We start from the raw sequence: 19,737 nt of genomic DNA on the forward strand, positions 1-19,737 counted from the left end.
CTGCGACGACGGCGGGCCCCTCGGTCGAGCGGGTGGTCACCGGTTACCTCGACCACCTGACCGTCGAGCGCGGGTTGGCGACCAACACCATCGCCTCCTACCGGCGGGATCTCCGGCGGTACACCGAGTACCTCGCCGGCGCCGGCGTGCGCGGCCTCGGGGAGGTCGCCGAGTCCGACGTCTCGGGCTTCCTCGCGGCGCTCCGGACGGGGGACGAGGACCACCCGCCACTGTCGGCCACCTCCGCCGCGCGTGCCGTCGTCGCCGTCCGGGGGCTGCACCGGTTCGCCCTCCTGGACGGGCTCGTCCCCGACGACGTCGCCCACGAGGTCCGGCCGCCGGCTCCCGCGCGCCGCCTGCCCAAGGCGGTGCCCGTGGAGTCCGTGGTCGCCCTCATCGAGGCGGCCGGATCGCTCGAGGGGCCGCGCGGGCTGCGCGACCGGGCGCTGCTGGAGGTGCTCTACGGCACCGGGGCGCGCATCTCCGAGGCGGTGGGGCTGGCGGTCGACGACCTGGACCGCGGGCAGTCTACGGTGCGCCTGTCGGGCAAGGGCGGCAAGGAGCGGGTGGTGCCGGTCGGGAGCTACGCCCTCCGCGCCGTGGAGGAGTACCTGGTGCGCGCGCGTCCCGAGCTCGCGGCGAACAGCCGGGGTGGCGTGCGCGGCGGCGCGCTCTTCCTCAACGTGCGCGGCGGGCCGCTCTCCCGGCAGAGCGCCTGGTCGATCCTCCGGACGGCGGCCGAGCGGGCCGGTCTCGCCCCGTCCGCGATCTCTCCGCACACGCTGCGGCACTGCTTCGCCACCCACCTGCTCGACGGCGGCGCCGACGTCCGCGTGGTCCAGGAGCTCCTCGGACACGCCTCGGTGACCACCACGCAGGTCTACACGCTGGTCACCGTCGAGAGGCTCCGCGAGGTCTACGCGACGAGCCATCCTCGCGCGCTGACCTGACAGAGGGTTCGGCGGCTGTTCGGCAGTTGTTGGGTCTGGTTCGGCTTGAGTGGTCACACTCGTTGGCATTCGTCGCCATGTCGACACGTCGACGGCGTGCCGCCTTGGGAAGGTCTTTCCGTCTCCCTACCTTTGCAGTCACCCGAGCGGACGCAGACGGCTGACCGCACCCGGATGGTCCGGATCGGGGACGAGGTGGAGGCAACGGACCCATGGCGAACCGAGCGGACGCGGCACACGCCGTCGCGCGCCCGCACGACACCGACCCCGAGATGGGGGCGGCTGCGCTGCGGCTGGACCCGGCGAAGGCGCGCCAGCGCCGGCTGCCGGACCCGAAGCCGCTGACCCAGCACGGACCCGCGCACGTCATCGCGATGTGCAACCAGAAGGGTGGGGTCGGCAAGACGACGTCGACCATCAACCTGGGTGCCGCGCTGGTGGAGTTCGGACGCAAGGTGCTGCTCATCGACCTCGACCCCCAGGGTGCGCTGTCGGTGGGGCTCGGTGTCCCGGCGCAGAACCTGGACCGGACCATCTACAACGCCCTGATGGAGCGGCGCACCGGCCTGCGCGACGTGCTGGTGCACACCGACATCCCCGGGCTGGACCTGGTCCCCAGCAACATCGACCTGTCCGCGGCGGAGGTCCAGCTGGTCAGCGAGGTCGCTCGCGAGCAGACCCTGCTGCGCGTCCTCGCCGACGTCCGCGACGAGTACGACTACATCCTCATCGACTGCCAGCCCTCGCTCGGCCTGCTCACCGTCAACGCGCTGACTGCCGCCCAGGGCGTCGTCATCCCGCTGGAGTGCGAGTTCTTCTCGCTGCGCGGCGTCGCCCTCCTGGTGGACACGATCGACAAGGTCAAGGAGCGGCTGAACCCCGACCTGGAGATCAACGGCATCCTCGCGACGATGTACGACTCGCGGACCGTGCACTGCCGCGAGGTGTTCAGCCGCGTCGTCGAGGCGTTCGGCGACACCGTGTTCCAGACCGTCATCCAGCGCACCGTGCGGTTCCCGGAGACCACCGTCGCCGGTCAGCCGATCACCACGTGGGCCCCCACCTCGTCGGGCGCCTCGGCGTACCGCGACCTCGCCAAGGAGGTGCTCGCGCTGTGACGCGGCGTCCCGTTCTCCCCGGTGCCTCGGAGCTCTTCCGCCGCACCGACACGACCACCGAACCGGAGGTCACGGAGCTGCCCAGCCTGTCGACCACGGTGAGCTCGCCGGCGCTGCGCAGCGCCGCGCGCCGCTCCGCGGACGCGCCGGTCGAGCAGGCGCCGCTCACGCTGGTGCCCGGTGGTGCCGAGGTCACGGCCGACGACGCGCTCGCGTCCTTCCGCGGGCAGGCCGAGCCCGCTCCGACCGCGGTCCTGCAGCCCCGCGTCGCCACCCGTGGCCGCCCGGCGCGCAAGGCCGAGCGCACCAAGCACGACGAGAAGATCACCGTCTACATCTCCGCCGACGAGCTGCTCGCGCTGGAGTCGGCGCGGCTGACGCTGCGCGCCCAGCACGGGCTCGCGGCCGACCGCGGGCGGATCGTCCGCGAGGCGGTATCGGTCCTGCTGGCCGACCTGACCGAGCGCGGTGAGGACTCGGTCCTGGTCCAGCGCCTGCGCCGCTGACCGACGGCCCCCTGCCGGGGGGCCGCCTAGTGTGGACACCTGTGAGCGATGACGCCGGAGCGGCTCCGGTGGCCGACCCGGCCACCGAGGCCGCTCCCGCGCGTTTCAGGGTGCGGCTCACCAATTTCGAGGGCCCGTTCGACCTCCTGCTGCAGCTGATCGGCAAGCACAAGCTCGACGTCACCGAGATCGCGCTCTCCCAGGTGACCGACGAGTTCATCGCCCACCTGCGCGCGCTCGGTGACGAGCTGGACCTCGACCAGGCCAGCGAGTTCCTGGTGGTGGCGTCCACGCTGCTCGACCTCAAGGCCGCCCGGCTGCTGCCCGCCGCGGAGGTCGACGACGAGGAGGACCTCGAGCTCCTGGAGGCCCGCGACCTCCTGTTCGCCCGCCTCCTGCAGTACAAGGCCTACAAGCAGGCCGCGACCTTCCTCCGCGAGCACGAGGCCGCCGCCGCGCTCAGGTTCCCGCGGCAGGCGGCCTTGGAGCCCCGGTTCGCCGACCTGGTGCCGGAGGTGCTCCTGGACCTCACGCCCCAGCAGTTCGCGGCGCTCGCCGCCCGGGCGCTGGCGCCCAAGGTCCCCGAGACCGTCAGCGTCTCGCACCTGCACGCGCCGCCGGTCAGCGTCTCCGAGCAGATGCTGCTCGTGCGCGACCACCTGGTGCGGGCCGGGACGGCGAGCTTCCGGGCGCTGTCGGCCGACTGCACGCACACCCTGGAGGTGGTGGCCCGCTTCCTCGCCCTCCTGGAGCTCTACCGCCAGCAACGGGTGGTCTTCGAGCAGCTGACCCCGCTGGGGGAGCTGCACGTGCGGTGGACCGGTGAGGCGGCGCCGCGCGCCGCGGACGAGGCAGCCCCTGACGCCGACGAGGAGTACCGGTGACCGAGCAACGACCCGAGAAGGAGCCGGTGCCCATCTCGTGGGACGCCCTGGCCGCCGAGCTCGAGGCCGGACGGCGCGCAGCCGAGGAGCGCGGCGAGGCCGACCCCGAGACCTGGGACGCGATCGCCGCCGAGCTGGCGAGCCGGGTGGGGGAGCGGCCGGTCGACGAGCAACCGGTCGCGGCCGTCCCGGGCGACGACGAGCTCCCCCTGTCGCCGCCGCCCCGCCCGGAACCCGACCCCCAGCCGCAGCCGGAACCGGCACCGGAGCCGGAACCGCTGGTGCTCCTGGACCCGGCCGAGCTGCTCGGTGGCCTGGAGGCGCTGCTGTTCGTCGTCGACGACCCGGTCGACGAGGAGACCCTCGCGGCGGCGCTGCGCTGCCCCGAGGACCAGGTGCGCGAGGGCCTGGCCGCGCTGGCCGCCGGCTACGACGAGCGCTCGGCGGGCATCACGCTGCGGCGGGTGGGGGAGGGATGGCGGCTCTACACCCGCGAGGACCACGCCGCCGTCGTCGAGCGGTATCTCGGGGAGGGCCAGCGCAGCCGCCTCACCCAGGCCGCGCTGGAGACCCTGGCCGTCATCGCCTACCGGCAGCCGGTGACGCGCGCCCGCGTCTCGGCCATCCGCGGTGTCGGAGTCGACGGCGTCATGCGCACGCTGATCACCCGAGGGCTGGTGCACGAGGTGGGGTCGGCCCCCGACACCGGCGGCGGGCTGTACGGCACCACGCCGCTGTTCCTGGAGCGGCTCGGCCTCACCGGCCTGGACGAGCTGCCCGAACTCGCGCCGCTGCTGCCCGAGACGGCGGCGGTGCTGGACGAGCACCCGGACGCCTGAGGAAGGACCTGCTCCGGGGGAGGGGCGCGGGAGGTGCGCACGAACGGTGGGACACTGGACGGCGATGAGCACCGCGACCCCGAACGACGAGAGCACCACCGCGGCCGGCGAGGGCTGGTCGGAAGACATGGAGCTCGCCCCGGCCCACCCCGGTGACCGGGCACCCGCCGACGCCGGCGACGACCGGCAGGGGGAGCGGTTGCAGAAGGTCCTCGCCCGTGCGGGCGTCGCCTCCCGCCGCGTGGTCGAGGAGATGATCGACGAGGGCCGGATCAGCGTGAACGGCGCCCTGGTGCAGGTGCAGGGCATGCGCGTGGACCCGCGCACCGACAAGATCGCCGTCGACGGCGTCCGCCTGGAGATCCGCGACGACCGGGTCACCTACGCCATCAACAAGCCCAGCGGCGTCATCACCGCCATGAGCGACGACCGGGCCCGGCCCACGATCGGCGACATGGTCGGCGACCTCGCTCCCGGCCTGGTGCACGTCGGCCGGCTCGACCAGGACACCGAGGGGCTCCTTCTCGTCACCAACGACGGCGAGCTGGCGCACCGCCTGGCCCACCCCTCCTACGGTGTCCGCAAGACCTACCTCGCGCAGGTGTCCGGCTCGGTGCCGCGTGACCTCGCCCGCACGCTGCGCTCGGGCGTGGACCTGGAGGACGGCCCGGTGAAGGTCGACTCCTTCCGCGTCGTCGACACCCACGCCGGGCAGTCGGTGGTGGAGGTCGTCCTGCACGAGGGGCGCAAGCACATCGTGCGCCGCCTCCTGGCCCACGTGGGCCTGCCGGTCTCCCGGCTCACCCGGACCGCGATCGGGCCGGTGCAGCTGCAGCGCATGCGCAGCGGCTCGATCCGCAAGCTGTCCCGCCAGGAGGTCGGCTCCCTCGAGGAGCTCGTCGGTCTCTGAGCGGCTCTCCGGTCAGTCCACGGGCGGGGGAGCGGTGGAGGACCGGACGACGACGGAGGTCGTCAGCGTGCGGTGCGGGCCGACCAGCTGCTCCCCACCGATGAGTCCCAGGAGCATGGCCGCGGCCTCGACGCCCATGCGGCGGATGGGCTGCTGCACCGTGGTGAGCGGCGGTGCGGCGAGGGCGGACTCCGGGATGTTGTCGAAGCCCACCACCGACAGCTGGCCCGGCACCTCGATCCCGAGCTCGGCGGCGACCTGCAGGGTGACGAGCGCGGAGAGGTCGTTGGCGGCGAAGACCGCCGTCGGGCGCTGAGCGCGGGAGAGCAGGTCGCGGGCGGCCTCGCGCGCGAGGTCCGCCTCGAAGTCGCCGGTCCGGATCAGCGTCTCGTCGACGGGCAGGCCGGCGGCGGCCAGCGCCTCGCGGTACCCCTGCTCACGCTGTTGCGCGGAGAGCAGGTCCGAGCGGCCGGTGATCATGGCGATGCGCCGGTGGCCCAGCCCGATGAGGTGCTCCACCCCGTGCCGGGCGCCCTGGAGGTTGTCGGCGGCGACCGAGGGGAGCCCGGCCGGCCCGGTGTGCGGGTCGACCGCCACCACCGGTCCGTCGGTCTGCACGTCGGTCACGGTCGGGGTCACCAGCACCGCGCCGTCGACGAGGCTGCCCATGAGCCGGCTCAGCGAGCGGCGCTCCCATCCCACCTGGGCGCCCACGTGCCCACCGGCCGAGTAGGCGATCAACTCGTAGCCGGATCCGTGGATCGCCTCGGCGACCCCCTTGAGGACCTCGGTGCTGAACGGCTCGAAGTCCATCACCAGGACGCCGATGACGTTGGTGCGGCGGTTGCGGAGGCTGCGCGCGACCAGGCTCGCCTCGTAGCCCAGCCGCTCGATGACGCGGGTGACGTGGTCGATGGTCTCGGCCGACACCCCGTAGCGGCCGTTGATCACCTTCGACACGGTGGAGATCGACACCCCCGCCTCGGCGGCCACCTGCTGCATCGTCACCCGGCCGCGCAGCGAGGGCTCGGGGACGATCGCGGGGGCGCGGGTCGCCGCGGGCGGCCTCCCCACGGAGGTTTCGAGCGTCATCAGCACCCTCTCGTCGTCGGGGCCCCGGCCGGCAGGGTCGCCTGCCGGCCGGAGCTCCCGTCGGTATCACCGGAACCCGGGCCCAGACCCTGGCCCTGGCACTGACCCTGGCCCTGACACTGATCCTGGCCCGGACTGAACCACACCGGCGTCCGGATGCGGCTCCCCCGTCGGGGTGAGCGGCTCAGCCCTTCACCGCACCCTGCAGTCCGCTGACGATGCGGCGCTGCAGGGCGAGGAACAGGATGAGCGCCGGGATCATCGCGATCGTGGTGAACGCCAGCACACCCGCGGTGTCGGCCGAGTGCTCGGTCGAGTAGTCCGCGACGCCCAGGGGCAGCGTGCGCATGTCGCCCTGGAGCAGCAGCAGCGGGAGCAGATAGGCGTTCCAGGAGGCGACGAACGCGAGCACGCCCACGGTCACCAGGCCCGGCATCGACAAGGGCAGGGCGATCCGCCAGAAGATGCCGATCCGCGAGGCGCCGTCGAGCATCGCCGCCTCCTCGAGCTCCTTGGGCAGCGCCATCAGGAACGGTCGGAGGATCACCACCGTCGTCGGCAGGGCGAACGCCGCCTGCGGCAGCGCGACCCCCCACCAGGTGTTCCCCAGCCCCAGGTCGCGGGTGACCAGGATGAACAGCGGAACGATCGCCACGGCCGCCGGGAACAGCAGCCCCAGCACGAAGACGAGGAAGAGCGGTTCCCGGAACCGGAACTGGTACCGCGCCAGGGGATAGGCGGCCATGACACCGGCGAGCACCGCGACGGCGGTGGTGATCAGGGCGATCACCGTGGAGTTCAGCGCGTAGCGCCAAAAGCCGTCGTTGCCCAGCACGCCTACGTAGTTGCGGCCGAGCCAGGGGTCGGGCAGCGCAGCAGGGTCCCGCGCCAGCTGCTCGTTGCTGCGGAACCCGCCCAGCGCCCCGTAGAGGACCGGACCCAGGGTCACGACCACCACGGCCAGCGCCACGAGGTAGACGAACGGCCCGCCCCGGCCGTAGGTCGTCGCCCGTCGCTTCATCGGTGGTCCCTCCTGTCGCGTGCGTCGGCCGGGCTCACGCGTCGGCCCGGGTGTCGCGGCGCAGCACGAGGAACTGGTAGGCGACCGCCATCGCGAAGCCGATCAGGAACAGCACCACCGAGGCGGCTCCGGCGATGCCGAAGTTGCTGCGCTGGCTGCCCTGGCTGATGAGGTACGTCGCCATGGTGGTCGTCGCGTTCGCGGGTCCGCCGCCGGTGAGGATCCAGACCATGTCGAACAGCTGCAGCGACCCGATCATCGACAGGAAGCACCAGGTGCGGATGGTCGGGGCGATCAGCGGGATCGTGATGCGCCGCTGGACCTGCCACCAGGAGGCGCCGTCGAGCTGCGCGGCCTCGTGCAGCTCGTCGGGCACGCCCTGCAGGCCGGCCAGGAAGAGCAGCACCGCCAGGCCCAGGTACTTCCAGGTCAGGACGACGAAGACCGTGGTCAGCGCGAGGTCCGGGGTGCCGAGGAAGCCCTGCTCGGGAACCGGGATGCCCACCGAGGTCAGGACCGTCTCGATGAGGCCGGTGCGCGGCTGGAGGAGCTGGAACCACACGACGCCGGCGATCACCTCGGCCAGCACGTAGGGCACGAAGATGATGGTGCGCAGCAGCCCCCGCCCGCGGATGCGGCGGTTGAGCAGCAGTGCCAGCGCCAGCCCCAGCGGGAGCTGCACCAGGATCGAGGCGAAGACGATGACGAAGTTGTGCACGACGGCCTGACCGAAGACGTCGTCGGTCAGCACGCGCGAGTAGTTCTGCAGCCCGACGAAGTCCACCATCGGGCCGAAGCCCTTCCAGCGGTAGAACGACATCCGGGCCGCGGAGAAGACCGGGTAGACGACGAAGATCGCCATGAGGGCGAGGGCCGGGGCGACGAAGAAGAGGATCTCCAGGCGCTTCCGGCGCTTGTCGCGCCCTGAGCGGCGGGTCACCCGGCGCGCATCCACGCGCCGGGTGACCGCTGCGCCGGCCTCGATGTCGGCCGGCGCAGCGGTCACCGGGGAGGTCATCGACGGATCACTTCTCCTGGTCCGCTGCCTCTTGGGTCTCGTCCACGATCTCCTGCGGCGTGGCCTCGCCGGCGAACAGGAGCGCGACGGCGTCGTTCATGGCATTGCCGACGGAGGTCCCGAACGCCGTGTCGAAGTACAGCTGGACGAACGGGGCGGAGTCGCGGACCTGGATCAGGCCGGCCAGTGCCGGGTCGGACACGGAGTCCGTCGCGGCGGGGTTGGTCGGCAGACCCATGTCGTTCTTCGCGAAGCCCTGCTGCACCTCGTCGGACAGCAGGTACTTGACCAGGTCGGTCGCCGCGTCGGGCGCGGTCTCCGCGACGGCCCAGGCGTCACCGCCGCCGAGCGCGGCCTCCGGGTCGCCCTTGCCGCCCTCGACCGCCGGGAACGGGAACCAGCCGGTCTTGTCGCCCAGGCCCTTCTCGTCCTCGGTGAGGCCCTGCATGACGCCGGGCTCCCAGTGGCCCTGGAGCTCCATGGCCACCTGACCAGTGGCGAGCAGGCCGGACGCGGAGGTGGCGCCCTCCTGGGCCGGGGTGGTGAGGAAGCCGGGGTTGAAGGGCTGGTCCTCGACGAAGCCCTCGAGCGCCTCGCCGGCCTTGACGAAGCACGGGTCGGAGAAGTCGAGGCTGGTCACGGCGTCCTCGAGCACGTCCTGCTCGCAGGAGCGGAGAGCCGTGTAGTACCAGTAGTGCGCGGCCGGCCACTTGTCACCGGCACCCACGGACACCGGGGTGATCCCCGCGCCCTTGAGCTTCTCGACGTCGGCGGAGAGCTCCTCCATCGTCGCCGGGGGCTGGTCGATGCCGGCCTTGGCGAAGAGGTCCTTGTTGTACCAGAAGCCCACGACGCCGACCGAGTACGGCAGGGCGTAGGTCTTGCCGTCGACCTGCCACCCGGCCAGCGTGCCGCTGTTGATCTTGCCGATCTCCTCGGAGGCGTCCTCGCTCAGGTCGCGGACCAGGCCGGCCTCCACGTGGTCGGCGAGCTCGCCGCCACCACGCTCCATGTACACGTCGGGCAGGTCACCGCTCTGGAAGGCCGCCTCGAGCTTGTCGACCATGTCCTCGTGGGCCATGGCGACGACCTCGACGTCGATTCCCGGGTGGTCTTTCTCGAAGTCCTCGGCGACCTGCTCGTAGTAGCCCTTGCCGGGCTCGTTGTTCGAGTTGTGCCACCAGGTGATCGTCTTGTCGTCGCCTCCCGATGCGCTGCTGTCGTCACCACTGCCACAGGCAGTGGCCGTCAGCAGCACCGCGCTGCTGCACAGCACCGAGAGAGCTGCTCGCCCCGAACGCCGCATGTTGACCCCTTTGTCACTCCGCACGCCGCTATGGCGTGGAACACGTGCGGAGAAGGTCGCAGCAAGGGCTTGCGCTGTCAATCGTTGTCGATAACGATTTCGCGCCATGACCCCAGCAGCGGCCGTGGACGCCGTCCGGCGGATCGACGTGTCGCTGACCGTGCGCCGCCCCGACGGTTCCCCGTGTGCCGACACGGAGGTCGAGATCGCGCAGGTCCGGCACGAGTTCGCCTTCGGGAACATCGGCTTCGACTTCGTCGGTCTGGCCAACGAGGAGCGCGACGGCGACCGGGAGAACGTGTTCGGCGGGGCCGACCCCGAGGCGGCCGCGACGCTCGAGGACCTCTGGCTCGACCTCTTCAACACCGCCACCCTGCCCTTCTACTGGGGCGGTTTCGAGGCGGTCGAGGGGGAGCCGGACACCGGGCGGCTCCGGGCAGCGGCGAGGTGGTTCGGCGACCGTGGCGTGACCGTGAAGGGTCATCCGCTGGTCTGGCACACGCTGGCGCCCGACTGGCTGCGGGGCCGCCCCCTCGACGAGGTGGAGCGTGTCGTACGCGCCCGCGTGCGGCGGGAGGCCTCCTCGTTCGCGGGGCTCATCGACACCTGGGACGCGATCAACGAGGTCGTGATCATGCCGGTCTTCGCCAACGAGGAGCGGCAGAACGCGATCACCGGGCTCTGCCGCTCGATCGGGCGCATCCCCACCATCCGCCTGGCCTTCGAGGAGGCTCGTGCGGCGAACCCCGCGGCCACGCTGGTCCTCAACGACTTCAACCTGTCGACCGCCTACGAGTGCCTGATCGAGGGCGTGCTCGAGGCCGGCGTGCAGGTCGACGCCATCGGCCTGCAGAGCCACATGCACCAGGGCTACTGGGGCGAGGAGCGGACGCAGGAGGTGCTCGAGCGCTTCGCCCGCTACGGCCTCCCGCTGCACTGGACCGAGACGACGCTGGTCTCCGGGGACCTCATGCCGCCGGCGATCGTCGACCTCAACGACCACCAGGTCGCCGAGTGGCCCTCGACGCCCGAGGGTGAGCAGCGCCAGGCCGACGACGTCGTCCGCCACTACCGCACGTTGCTGGCGCACCCCGCCGTCGGAGCCGTGACGTACTGGGGCATCACCGACCGGGGGGCCTGGCTGAACGCGCCCGCCGGTCTCGTCCGGGCCGACGGGACGCCCAAGCCCGCCTACGACGCGTTGCGCGGGCTGGTCAAGAAGGACTGGTGGCTGGCGCCGACGTCGCTGCGGACCGACGGCGAGGGCCGCGTCACCGTGCAGGGCTGGGCAGGGGAGTACTCCGCGCGGGTCGGCGAGCACTCCGCGTCCTGGCGGCTGCGACCGGACACCCCGTCCGCGGAGGTCACCCTGAGCTGACCGGAGCACGTCTCCGGGCGGGGCCCGGTGCGGGGGGAGCAGCCCCGCGCAGCCCGTCCCCGACACGGGCGGCTCCGGCCGCCGAACACCGAGAACCACGACAGGACGGACAACCCAGGCATGGTCACCACCGCCGACACCGGCTCCCCGATCTGGCGGGACACGACGCTCCCCGCCGAGGAACGGGTCGCCGACCTCCTCGGCCGCATGACGCTCGAGGAGAAGGTCGCCCAGCTGTACGGCGTGTGGGTGGGCATCGACGCGACCGAGGGCGAGGTGGCCCCGCACCAGCACGACATGGCCGCGGCCCCGGTGGACTTCGACGAGCTGATCCGCAGTGGCCTGGGACAGCTGACCCGCCCCTTCGGGACGGCGCCGGTCGATCCGCTCGTCGGGGCGAAGGGCCTGGCGGAGAGCCAGCGCCAGATCGTGGCCGCCGGCCGCTTCGGCATCCCGGCGCTGGTCCACGAGGAGTGCCTCACCGGTCTGGCGGCGTGGACGGCGACGGTCTTCCCCTCGCCGCTGTGCTGGGCGGCCAGCTTCGACCCCGAGCTCGTCGAGCGCATGGGGGCGCAGATCGGGCGGGGCATGCGCCGGCTCGGGGTCCACCAGGGGCTCTCCCCGGTGCTCGACGTCGCCCGGGACATGCGCTGGGGCCGCGTCGAGGAGACCATGGGCGAGGACCCGCACCTGGTCGGCACGATCGGCAGCGCCTACGTCCGCGGGCTGGAGTCCAGCGGCATCGTGGCGACCCTCAAGCACTTCGTCGGCTACTCGGCCTCCCGCGCGGGGCGCAACCTCGCCCCGGTGTCGGCCGGCTCCCGCGAGATCGCCGACGTGTTCCTGCCGCCGTTCGAGATGGCACTGCGTGCGGGCGCCCGCTCGGTGATGAACACCTACACCGACACCGACGGGGTGCCGGCCGCGGCCGACCCGGCGCTGCTCACGTCCCTGCTGCGCGAGACGTACGGCTTCACCGGCACCGTGGTGGCCGACTACTTCTCGATCGCCTTCCTCCAGACGCTGCACGGCGTCGCCGGCTCGCCGGCGGAGGCCGCGGCGCGTGCCCTCGAGGCCGGCATCGACGTCGAACTGCCCACCGTGGCCTGCTACGGCGAGCCGCTGGTCGAGGCGGTCGGCAGCGGCGCCGTGGAGGAGGCGCTCGTGGACCGGGCGCTGCGGCGGGTGCTCCTGCAGAAGTGCGAGCTGGGGCTGCTGGACCCCGACTGGTCGCCCGACTCCCCGGCCGTCACCGACGGCACGGTCGACCTGGACCCGGCGGAGTCGCGCGCCCTGGCCGGGGAGCTGGCGAGGCGCTCGGTCGTGCTGCTCGCCAACGACGGGACGCTGCCGCTGGCGCGTGGTCTGCGCCTGGCGGTGGTCGGACCGCGCGCCGACACCGCCCAGGCGATGCTCGGCTGCTACTCCTTCCCGATGCACGTCGGCGTCCACCACCCCGAGGTGGCCGTCGGCGTCGACATCCCGACCGTCGCCGGTGCCCTGAAGGCGGCACCCCACGGGTTCGACGTCGTCGTCGCCGAGGGGTGCCCGGTGCTCGGTGGTGACGACGAGGGCATCGCGGACGCCGTGCGGGCCGCCGCCGAGGCCGACGTCGTCGTCGCGGTGCTCGGGGACCAGGCCGGGCTGTTCGGCAACGGCACCTCGGGGGAGGGCTGCGACGCCGTGGACCTGCGGCTGCCCGGTCGACAGGAGGAGCTGCTGGAGGCCCTGCTCGGCACGGGCAAGCCGGTCGTGCTCGTGCTGCTCTCCGGACGCCCCTACGAACTCTCCCGCCAGGTCGACCGGCTGGCCGCGGTGCTGTGCGGGTTCTTCCCGGGGGAGGAGGGCGGTGCGGCGATCGCCGACGTCCTCAGTGGTCGCGTGGGCCCCTCGGGCCGGCTGCCGGTCAGCTTCCCGGACGCCGGCGCCAGCCAGCCGAGCACGTACCTCGCCTCGCCGCTGGGGCGGAGGTCCGACGTGAGCTCGGTGGACCCGACGCCGTTGTTCCCCTTCGGCCACGGGCTGGGCTACGGCTCGGCGGTGTGGGCCGGCGTCCGGAGCGTCGGCGGTCAGGAGTGGTCCACCGACGGGACCACCGACGTGGAGGTCGAGCTGCGCAACGACGGCGACCGCGAGGTGACCGAGGTCGTGCAGGTCTACCTGCACGACCCGGTCGCCGAGGTGGTCCGCCCGGTGCAGGCGCTGATCGCCGCGCAGCGGGTGGACCTGGCCCCGGGGGGCTCGGCGACCGTGCGGTTCACGCTGCACGCCGATCTCACGTCGTTCACCGGCCGCGACGGCGAGCGGATCGTCGAGCCCGGGGCGGTGGAGCTGCGCGTGGGCGCCTCCAGCGCCGACGTGCGCGAGGCGCTGCCGCTGACCCTCACCGGCAGCCGGCGCACGGTCGGCGTCGACCGCCGGCTGCACCCGGAGAGCGCCGTCCGGCACGGCGAGACCCGCGCCTGATGCCCCAGACCGACCTGTCGCTGGAGGAGCTGCGGGCATACGACCCGCAGCTCCCGGCCCCCGAGGACCTGGCGGAGTTCTGGGCCGCCACCCTCGACGAGGCGGCCGGGCTGCCGCTCGAGGTGTCCGCGGCGTCGGTCGACTCGGGGCTGGTGGGCGTCGAGACGCACGACGTCACGTACGCCGGCGCGGGTGGCTCGCCGGTGAAGGCCTGGCTGCACCTGCCCGCTCGCGTCCTGCGCGCCGAGGGGCCGTTGCCCGCGGTGGTCCAGTTCCAGGGCTACAACGGCGGACGCGGCCTGGCCCACGAGCACGTCTTCTGGGCCGCAGCCGGCTTCGCGCACCTCGTCGTCGACACCCGGGGTCAGGGCAGCGGCTGGACCGTGGGCGACACCGGTGACCCGGCCGGCGCCGCAGCCGCGCAGCCCGGGTTCCTGACCCGTGGCGTGCTCGACCCGCACGACTACTACTACCGGCGCGTCTACACCGACGCGGTGCGGGCGGTCGAGGTCCTGCGCGGCCGGCCGGAGGTCGACGCCGACCGCATCGCGGCGGCCGGCATCAGCCAGGGCGGCGGGATCGCCCTGGCCGTCGGGGCGCTGGTTCCCGGCATCGCGGCCGTGCTGCCCGACGTGCCGTTCCTCTGCGACTTCCCGCGAGCCGCCCGGATCGCTCCGGGCGACCCGTACGGGGAGGTCGTGCGCTACCTCAAGGCCCACCGCGACCGGGTCAGGACGGTGTTCCGCACCCTCAGCTACTTCGACGCCGCGGTCCTCGCCCGCACAGCGTCGGCGCCGGCGCTGTTCTCGGTCGCCCTCATGGACCAGGTCTGCCCGCCGTCGACGGTCTTCGCTGCGTACAACGCCTATGCCGGGCCGAAGGAGATCACGGTCTACCCGTTCAACGACCACGAGGGCGGGGAGGCCCACCAGCAGCGCGAGCAGCTCGCCTGGCTGCGCGACCTGTTCGGGGTGCCGGCCGACCGGTCCGCGCCCCGTGGGCAGGCCCGCTGATGCTGGAGGCCCGCCTCACCCTCGACCCCACGCAGGCCGTGGGGGCGGTCTCGCGCCGTCTCTTCGGTGCGTTCGTCGAGCACATGGGCCGCGGGGTGTACGGGGGGATCCACGACCCGGGGCACCCCACGGCGGGCGAGGACGGCTTCCGCCGGGACGTGATCGACCTGGTCCGCGAGATGGGCGTGACCGCGGTCCGCTACCCCGGCGGCAACTTCGTCTCCGGGTTCCGCTGGGAGGACAGCGTCGGGCCGCGCGACCAGCGGCCGGTCCGCCTCAACCTGGCGTGGCACAGCACCGAGACCAACGAGGTCGGGCTGCACGAGTTCGCGTCGTGGCTGGACCAGGTGGGCGCCGAGCTCGTGCTGGCCCTCAACCTGGGCACCCGCAGCACCCTCGAGGCGCTGGACCTCCTCGAGTACGCGAACGTGCCCGCCGGCACCACGCTGGCCGACCAGCGGATCGCGAACGGGAGACCGCAGCCCTTCGACGTGCGCACGTGGTGCCTGGGCAACGAGATGGACGGCCCGTGGCAGCTCGGGCAGCGGTCGGCGGAGGACTACGGCAAGCTCGCCGCCCGCACCGCCAAGGCGATGCGCCAGGTCGACCCGACGCTGGAACTGGTGGCCTGCGGTTCCTCGGGCGCGGGTATGCCCACCTTCGGCGAGTGGGAACGGACCGTGCTCACGCACGCCTACGACGACGAGGACCTGATCTCCTGCCACGCGTACTACGAGGAGAAGGACGGCGACCTCGGCTCCTTCCTCGCCTCGGGCACGGACATGGACCGGTTCATCGAGAGCGTCGTCGCCACCGCCGACCACGTGAAGGCGGTGCGGCGCAGCCCGCGGAGCATCGACATCTCCTTCGACGAGTGGAACGTCTGGTACTTCTCCCGGGTGCCGACGGACCTGGCGAGGAACATCGACGACTGGCCGGTCGCCCCACCGATCAGCGAGGACGCCTACACCGTGGCCGACGGCGTGGTCGTCGGCAGCCTGCTCATGTCCCTGCTCCGGCACGCGGACCGGGTGACGAGCGCGGCGATGGCGCAGCTGGTCAACGTCATCGCTCCGATCGCGGCCGAGCCGCAGGGCCCGGCGTGGCGGAAGTCCACGTTCTTCCCGTTCGCCGTCACCTCGCGCCTGGCCCGGGGGGTCTCCCTCCGGGTCGGTGTCGACGGGCCCGGCTACGTCACCGCGCAGTACGGAGAGGTCCCGGTCGTGGACGCCGCCGCCACGACCGAGGGCGGCCGGGTGGCCCTGTTCCTCGTCAACCGCGCGCAGGACGAGGACGTCGAGGTCTCCCTGGACCTCACCGCGCTCGGCGTCGGCACCGTGCAGGAGGCGGTGACGCTCTCCGACGCCGATCCCCACGCGGCGAACACCACCGACCGCCCGGACCGGGTCGGACTCCGGCCGACCACCCACGCCGAGGTGGACGGGTGCACGCTGCGCGTGGTCCTGCCGCCCGTCTCGTGGACCGCGCTCGCCCTGCACTGACCCCAGCCCAGCCCAGCCCAGCACCATCCACCGCCCAGCCCCGGCGACGACGCCGGGGGGACAGATCAGGAGCACGACATGGCATCGGTCACCTACGACCACGCGACGCGGGTGTACGACGGCGCGCAGCGGCCGGCGGTCGACGCCCTGGACCTCACGGTCGAGGACGGCGAGTTCCTGGTCCTGGTGGGCCCGTCGGGGTGCGGCAAGTCGACGTCGCTGCGGATGCTGGCCGGCCTCGAGGACGTCACCGACGGCCGCATCCTGATCGGCGACCGCGACGTCACCGACGTGCCGCCCAAGGACCGGGACATCGCGATGGTGTTCCAGAACTACGCGCTGTACCCGCACATGAGCGTGGCCGACAACATGGGCTTCGCGCTGAAGATCGCCGGGATGGGCAGGACCGAGATCGCCGAGCGAGTGCGGGGCGCGGCGAAGCTGCTGGACCTCGAGGAGTACCTCGACCGCAAGCCCAAGGCGCTCTCCGGCGGCCAGCGCCAGCGGGTGGCGATGGGGCGGGCGATCGTGCGCCAGCCCCAGGTGTTCCTCATGGACGAGCCGCTGTCCAACCTCGACGCCAAGCTGCGCGTCCAGACCCGCACCCAGATCGCCCAGCTGCAGCGGCGCCTCGGCATCACGACCGTCTACGTCACCCACGACCAGGTCGAGGCCATGACGATGGGCGACCGGGTCGCGGTGCTCAAGGACGGCCTGCTCATGCAGGTCGGCACCCCGCGAGAGCTCTACGACCGCCCGCGCAACGCCTTCGTCGCCGGCTTCATCGGTTCGCCGTCGATGAACCTCTTCACGCTGCCCCAGGTCGACGGCGGGGTGCGCTTCGGCGATGAGACCTACCCGGTCGCCCGCGAGGTGCTGGGGCAGGCCAGCGACTCCTCGGTCACCCTCGGGGTGCGGCCGGAGGACCTCGAGGTCGCCGAGTCCGGGCTGGCCGTCGAGGTCGACGTCGTGGAGGAGCTCGGGGCCGACGCCTACGTGTACGGCCGGACCTCCCAGGGCGACGGCGAGCACGTCATCACCGCGCGCGTGGACGGCCGCCGACCGCCGGCCAAGGGCGAGGTGCTGCACGTCGTCCCGCGCCGCGGGCACGTCCACCTCTTCGACGTCACCACGGGTGCCCGCCTGGGCGACTGACCCGCACGAGGGAGGCCGGTGGCGCGGCTTCCCTAGACTCGTCCGCGGTGCCCGGCGATCCGGGCACCGCGATCGAACGAGGAGAGTGCATGGCCGTCCGAGCCATCCGGGGCGCGACCCAGGTCGACGCCGACGACCGGGAGCAGCTGCTCGAGGCGACCCGCGAGCTGGTGCAGACCGTCATGGACCGCAACGCCCTGCGGTCCGAGGACCTCATCAGCATCCTCTTCACCGCGACTCCCGACCTCGTGTCGGAGTTCCCGGCGCTGGCCGCGCGCGAGCTGGGCCTCGGCGACGTCCCGCTGATGTGCGCCACCGAGATCGCGGTGCCGCACGCCCTCCCACGGGTGCTGCGGCTCATGGCGCACGCGGAGACGCCGACGGCCCGCGCCGACATCCAGCACGTCTACCTGCGCGGCGCCGTGGCGCTGCGCAGGGACATCGCCCAGTGACCGACCGGGCGGAGAGAGCAGTGAGTGAGCAGATGAGCTTCCGAGGCCAGGTGACCCTCGACGGACCGTCGGGCACCGGCAAGTCCAGCGTGGCCCGCGGCGTCGCCGCCCGGCTGGGCGCGGCCTACCTCGACACCGGGGCCATGTACCGGGCCGCCACGGTGGCGGTCCTGGACGCCGGGGTCGATCCCGAGGACGCCGAGGCCGTGGCCCGCGCGGTGGCCGCTGCCCGGATCGAGGTCGGCACCGACGCCGCCACCGAGCTGGTGCAGGTCGACGGGGTGGACGTCGCCGCACGCATCCGCGGCGCGGAGGTCACCCGCGCGGTGTCCGCCGTGTCGGCGGTGCCCGCCGTCCGCCGGCAGCTGGTCGACCAGCAGCGTGCGCTCGTCGCGTCCGCCGACGGGGTCGTCGTCGAGGGGCGGGACATCGGCACGGTCGTGCTGCCCGACGCGACGCTCAAGATCTACCTGACCGCCGCGCCCGAGGCCCGCGCGCAGCGGCGGGCGGGCCAGCTGGGCATCACCGAGCCCGCCGAGATCGATCTCCTGGCCGCCGACCTGCGCCGGCGCGACGAGTTCGACAGCAGCCGCGCCGACAGCCCACTGCGCCCGGCGGCCGACGCCGTCGTCGTCGACAGCACCGAGCTGGACCAGCAGGGCGTGATCGACCGCGTCGTCGCGCTCGCCGAGTCCGCGGTCCCCGCGGGGGAGCGGGCATGACCGAGGAGAGCACCGGCCCGCTGCCGGTCGTCGCGATCGTCGGCCGGCCCAACGTGGGCAAGTCGACGCTGGTGAACCGGTTCCTCGGCCGCCGCGCCGCCGTCGTCCAGGACACCCCGGGCGTCACCCGCGACCGGATCTCCTACGAGGCGCTCTGGAACGGCAAGCGCTTCACCGTCGTCGACACCGGCGGGTGGGACCCGAAGGCCACCGGCATCGGGGCCTCGATCACCCGCCAGGCCGAGTACGCGATGAAGACCGCCGACGTCATCGTCTTCGTCGTCGACAGCCAGGTGGGGGCCACCGACACCGACCTCGCGGCCGCGCGGGTGCTGCGGCGCAGCGACCGCCCGGTGATCCTCGTGGCCAACAAGGTCGACGACGAGCGCAGCGAGGCCAACGCCGCCGAGCTGTGGAGCCTGGGCATGGGCGAGCCGCACCCGGTCAGCGCCCTGCACGGCCGGGCCAGTGGCGACCTCCTGGACCTCGTCCTCGACGCCATGCCGGAGGCGCCGCGGGAGCAGGAGGAGGAGACCGGCCCGCGACGGGTGGCCCTGGTCGGCCGGCCGAACGTGGGCAAGTCCAGCCTGATCAACCGGTTGGCCAAGGAGGAGCGCTCGGTCGTCGACTCCGTGGCCGGCACCACCGTCGACCCCGTCGACTCGATCGTCACGCTGGGCGGCGAGGACTGGCGCTTCGTCGACACCGCGGGCCTCCGGCGGAAGGTGAACACGGCCAGCGGCATGGAGTACTACGCCAGCCTGCGCACCGAGGCCGCGATCCAGGCCGCCGAGGTGTGCGTGGTCCTGCTGGCGGCCGACGAGGTCATCAGCGAGCAGGACCAGCGGGTCATCACCCAGGTCGTCGAGGCAGGCCGCGCCCTGGTCCTGGCCTTCAACAAGTGGGACACCCTCGACGAGGACCGGCACGCCCAGCTGGAGCGCGAGATCGAGCGCGACCTGGCCCACGTGAAGTGGGCGACCCGGGTGAACATCTCCGCCTCCACCGGCCGCGGCGTCGGCAAGCTGGCCGACCACCTGCGCGCCGCGCTGGCCTCGTGGGAGACCCGGGTGCCGACGGCCGAGCTCAACACGTTCGTCCGCGCCCTGGTGCAGGAGACGCCCCCGCCGGCCCGGGGTGGGCGTGCACCGAAGATCAAGTACGTCACGCAGGCCGACGTCCGACCGCCGCGGTTCGTGGTCTTCTCCACCGGCTTCCTGGAGGCCGGCTACCGGCGGTTCCTGCAGCGCAAGCTGCGCGAGACCTGGGGCTTCCACGGGACGCCCATCGAGATCTCGGTCAAGGTGCGTGAGGGCCGGGACAAGGACAAGCGCGGCTGACCGGCGGGAGAGAACCACCGGTCGGGGCCGCAGGAGCCGTGCGGTAATCTTCCTGGGCGGTCGTC

The 19,737-nt window shown here is 72.9% G+C and carries 18 protein-coding genes; 14 read left to right on the forward strand and 4 right to left on the reverse strand.

Going from position 1 to position 19,737, the window contains the following annotated elements:
* Window positions 1–32 precede the first annotated feature (32 nt).
* From DQ237_RS00120 to DQ237_RS00145, 6 genes are all read left to right on the forward strand, one after another.
* Window positions 33–950: a site-specific tyrosine recombinase XerD gene (locus DQ237_RS00120; protein ID WP_205729998.1), complete on the forward strand. Its 918-nt coding sequence runs from the start codon at window positions 33–35 to the stop codon at window positions 948–950.
* Between the two features lie 212 nt (window positions 951–1,162).
* Complete coding sequence (locus DQ237_RS00125; protein WP_113796017.1) at window positions 1,163–2,068, forward strand: ParA family protein; 906 nt, start codon at window positions 1,163–1,165, stop codon at window positions 2,066–2,068.
* Window positions 2,065–2,574, forward strand: coding sequence for a hypothetical protein (locus DQ237_RS00130; protein WP_113796019.1), 510 nt, complete (start codon window positions 2,065–2,067; stop codon window positions 2,572–2,574). Before DQ237_RS00125 ends, DQ237_RS00130 begins: the two co-directional genes overlap by 4 nt.
* A gap of 41 nt (window positions 2,575–2,615) precedes the next feature.
* On the forward strand, window positions 2,616–3,458 hold the full coding sequence (locus tag DQ237_RS00135) for a ScpA family protein (RefSeq protein ID WP_205729999.1): 843 nt from the start codon (window positions 2,616–2,618) through the stop codon (window positions 3,456–3,458).
* Window positions 3,455–4,297 (forward strand): SMC-Scp complex subunit ScpB, encoded by an 843-nt coding sequence (scpB, locus tag DQ237_RS00140; protein WP_113796023.1) that lies wholly within the window; start codon window positions 3,455–3,457, stop codon window positions 4,295–4,297. The genes DQ237_RS00135 and scpB overlap by 4 nt, the downstream gene beginning before the upstream one ends.
* A 64-nt stretch (window positions 4,298–4,361) precedes the next feature.
* Window positions 4,362–5,207, forward strand: a complete 846-nt coding sequence (locus tag DQ237_RS00145) for a pseudouridine synthase (protein WP_113796025.1) — start codon at window positions 4,362–4,364, stop codon at window positions 5,205–5,207.
* Between the two features lie 12 nt (window positions 5,208–5,219).
* Here DQ237_RS00145 and DQ237_RS00150 read toward each other — a convergent pair whose 3' ends face one another.
* From DQ237_RS00150 to DQ237_RS00165, 4 genes are all read right to left on the reverse strand, one after another.
* Entirely contained in the window at window positions 5,220–6,299 is a 1,080-nt protein-coding gene (locus DQ237_RS00150) for a LacI family DNA-binding transcriptional regulator (RefSeq protein WP_205730000.1), read from the reverse strand.
* A gap of 184 nt (window positions 6,300–6,483) precedes the next feature.
* Window positions 6,484–7,320: a carbohydrate ABC transporter permease gene (locus tag DQ237_RS00155; RefSeq protein ID WP_113796027.1), complete on the reverse strand. Its 837-nt coding sequence runs from the start codon at window positions 7,318–7,320 to the stop codon at window positions 6,484–6,486.
* 34 nt (window positions 7,321–7,354) lie between these two features.
* Entirely contained in the window at window positions 7,355–8,338 is a 984-nt protein-coding gene (locus tag DQ237_RS00160; protein WP_113796030.1) for a carbohydrate ABC transporter permease, read from the reverse strand.
* Between the two features lie 7 nt (window positions 8,339–8,345).
* A complete protein-coding gene (locus tag DQ237_RS00165) occupies window positions 8,346–9,614 on the reverse strand; it encodes an ABC transporter substrate-binding protein (RefSeq protein WP_205730001.1) in 1,269 nt (422 codons plus the stop codon).
* 136 nt (window positions 9,615–9,750) lie between these two features.
* On the opposite strand from DQ237_RS00165, the gene DQ237_RS00170 reads away from it, so the two are divergent.
* The 8 genes from DQ237_RS00170 to der all read left to right on the forward strand — a co-directional run bounded on the left by DQ237_RS00170 (window position 9,751) and on the right by der (window position 19,672).
* Window positions 9,751–11,022, forward strand: coding sequence for an endo-1,4-beta-xylanase (locus tag DQ237_RS00170; protein WP_113796034.1), 1,272 nt, complete (start codon window positions 9,751–9,753; stop codon window positions 11,020–11,022).
* 120 nt (window positions 11,023–11,142) lie between these two features.
* Complete coding sequence (locus DQ237_RS00175; RefSeq protein ID WP_113796036.1) at window positions 11,143–13,488, forward strand: glycoside hydrolase family 3 N-terminal domain-containing protein; 2,346 nt, start codon at window positions 11,143–11,145, stop codon at window positions 13,486–13,488.
* A complete protein-coding gene (locus DQ237_RS00180) occupies window positions 13,488–14,501 on the forward strand; it encodes an acetylxylan esterase (protein WP_113796039.1) in 1,014 nt (337 codons plus the stop codon). Before DQ237_RS00175 ends, DQ237_RS00180 begins: the two co-directional genes overlap by 1 nt.
* Complete coding sequence (locus tag DQ237_RS00185; protein WP_113796041.1) at window positions 14,501–16,003, forward strand: alpha-N-arabinofuranosidase; 1,503 nt, start codon at window positions 14,501–14,503, stop codon at window positions 16,001–16,003. Before DQ237_RS00180 ends, DQ237_RS00185 begins: the two co-directional genes overlap by 1 nt.
* A 78-nt stretch (window positions 16,004–16,081) precedes the next feature.
* Window positions 16,082–17,158 (forward strand): ABC transporter ATP-binding protein, encoded by a 1,077-nt coding sequence (locus DQ237_RS00190; protein WP_113796043.1) that lies wholly within the window; start codon window positions 16,082–16,084, stop codon window positions 17,156–17,158.
* 89 nt (window positions 17,159–17,247) lie between these two features.
* Entirely contained in the window at window positions 17,248–17,610 is a 363-nt protein-coding gene (gene aroH, locus DQ237_RS00195; RefSeq protein WP_113796045.1) for a chorismate mutase, read from the forward strand.
* Window positions 17,611–17,630: 20 nt separating this feature from the next.
* Window positions 17,631–18,332: a (d)CMP kinase gene (cmk, locus tag DQ237_RS00200; RefSeq protein ID WP_240619283.1), complete on the forward strand. Its 702-nt coding sequence runs from the start codon at window positions 17,631–17,633 to the stop codon at window positions 18,330–18,332.
* Window positions 18,329–19,672 carry a ribosome biogenesis GTPase Der gene (der, locus tag DQ237_RS00205; protein ID WP_113796047.1) on the forward strand — a complete coding sequence of 448 codons (1,344 nt, stop codon included), beginning with the start codon at window positions 18,329–18,331 and terminating at the stop codon, window positions 19,670–19,672. The genes cmk and der overlap by 4 nt, the downstream gene beginning before the upstream one ends.
* The last annotated feature ends 65 nt before the right edge of the window (window positions 19,673–19,737 follow it).

The sequence above is a fragment of the Blastococcus sp. TF02-8 genome, from assembly GCF_003319175.1.
Lineage (GTDB): Bacteria > Actinomycetota > Actinomycetes > Mycobacteriales > Geodermatophilaceae > Blastococcus.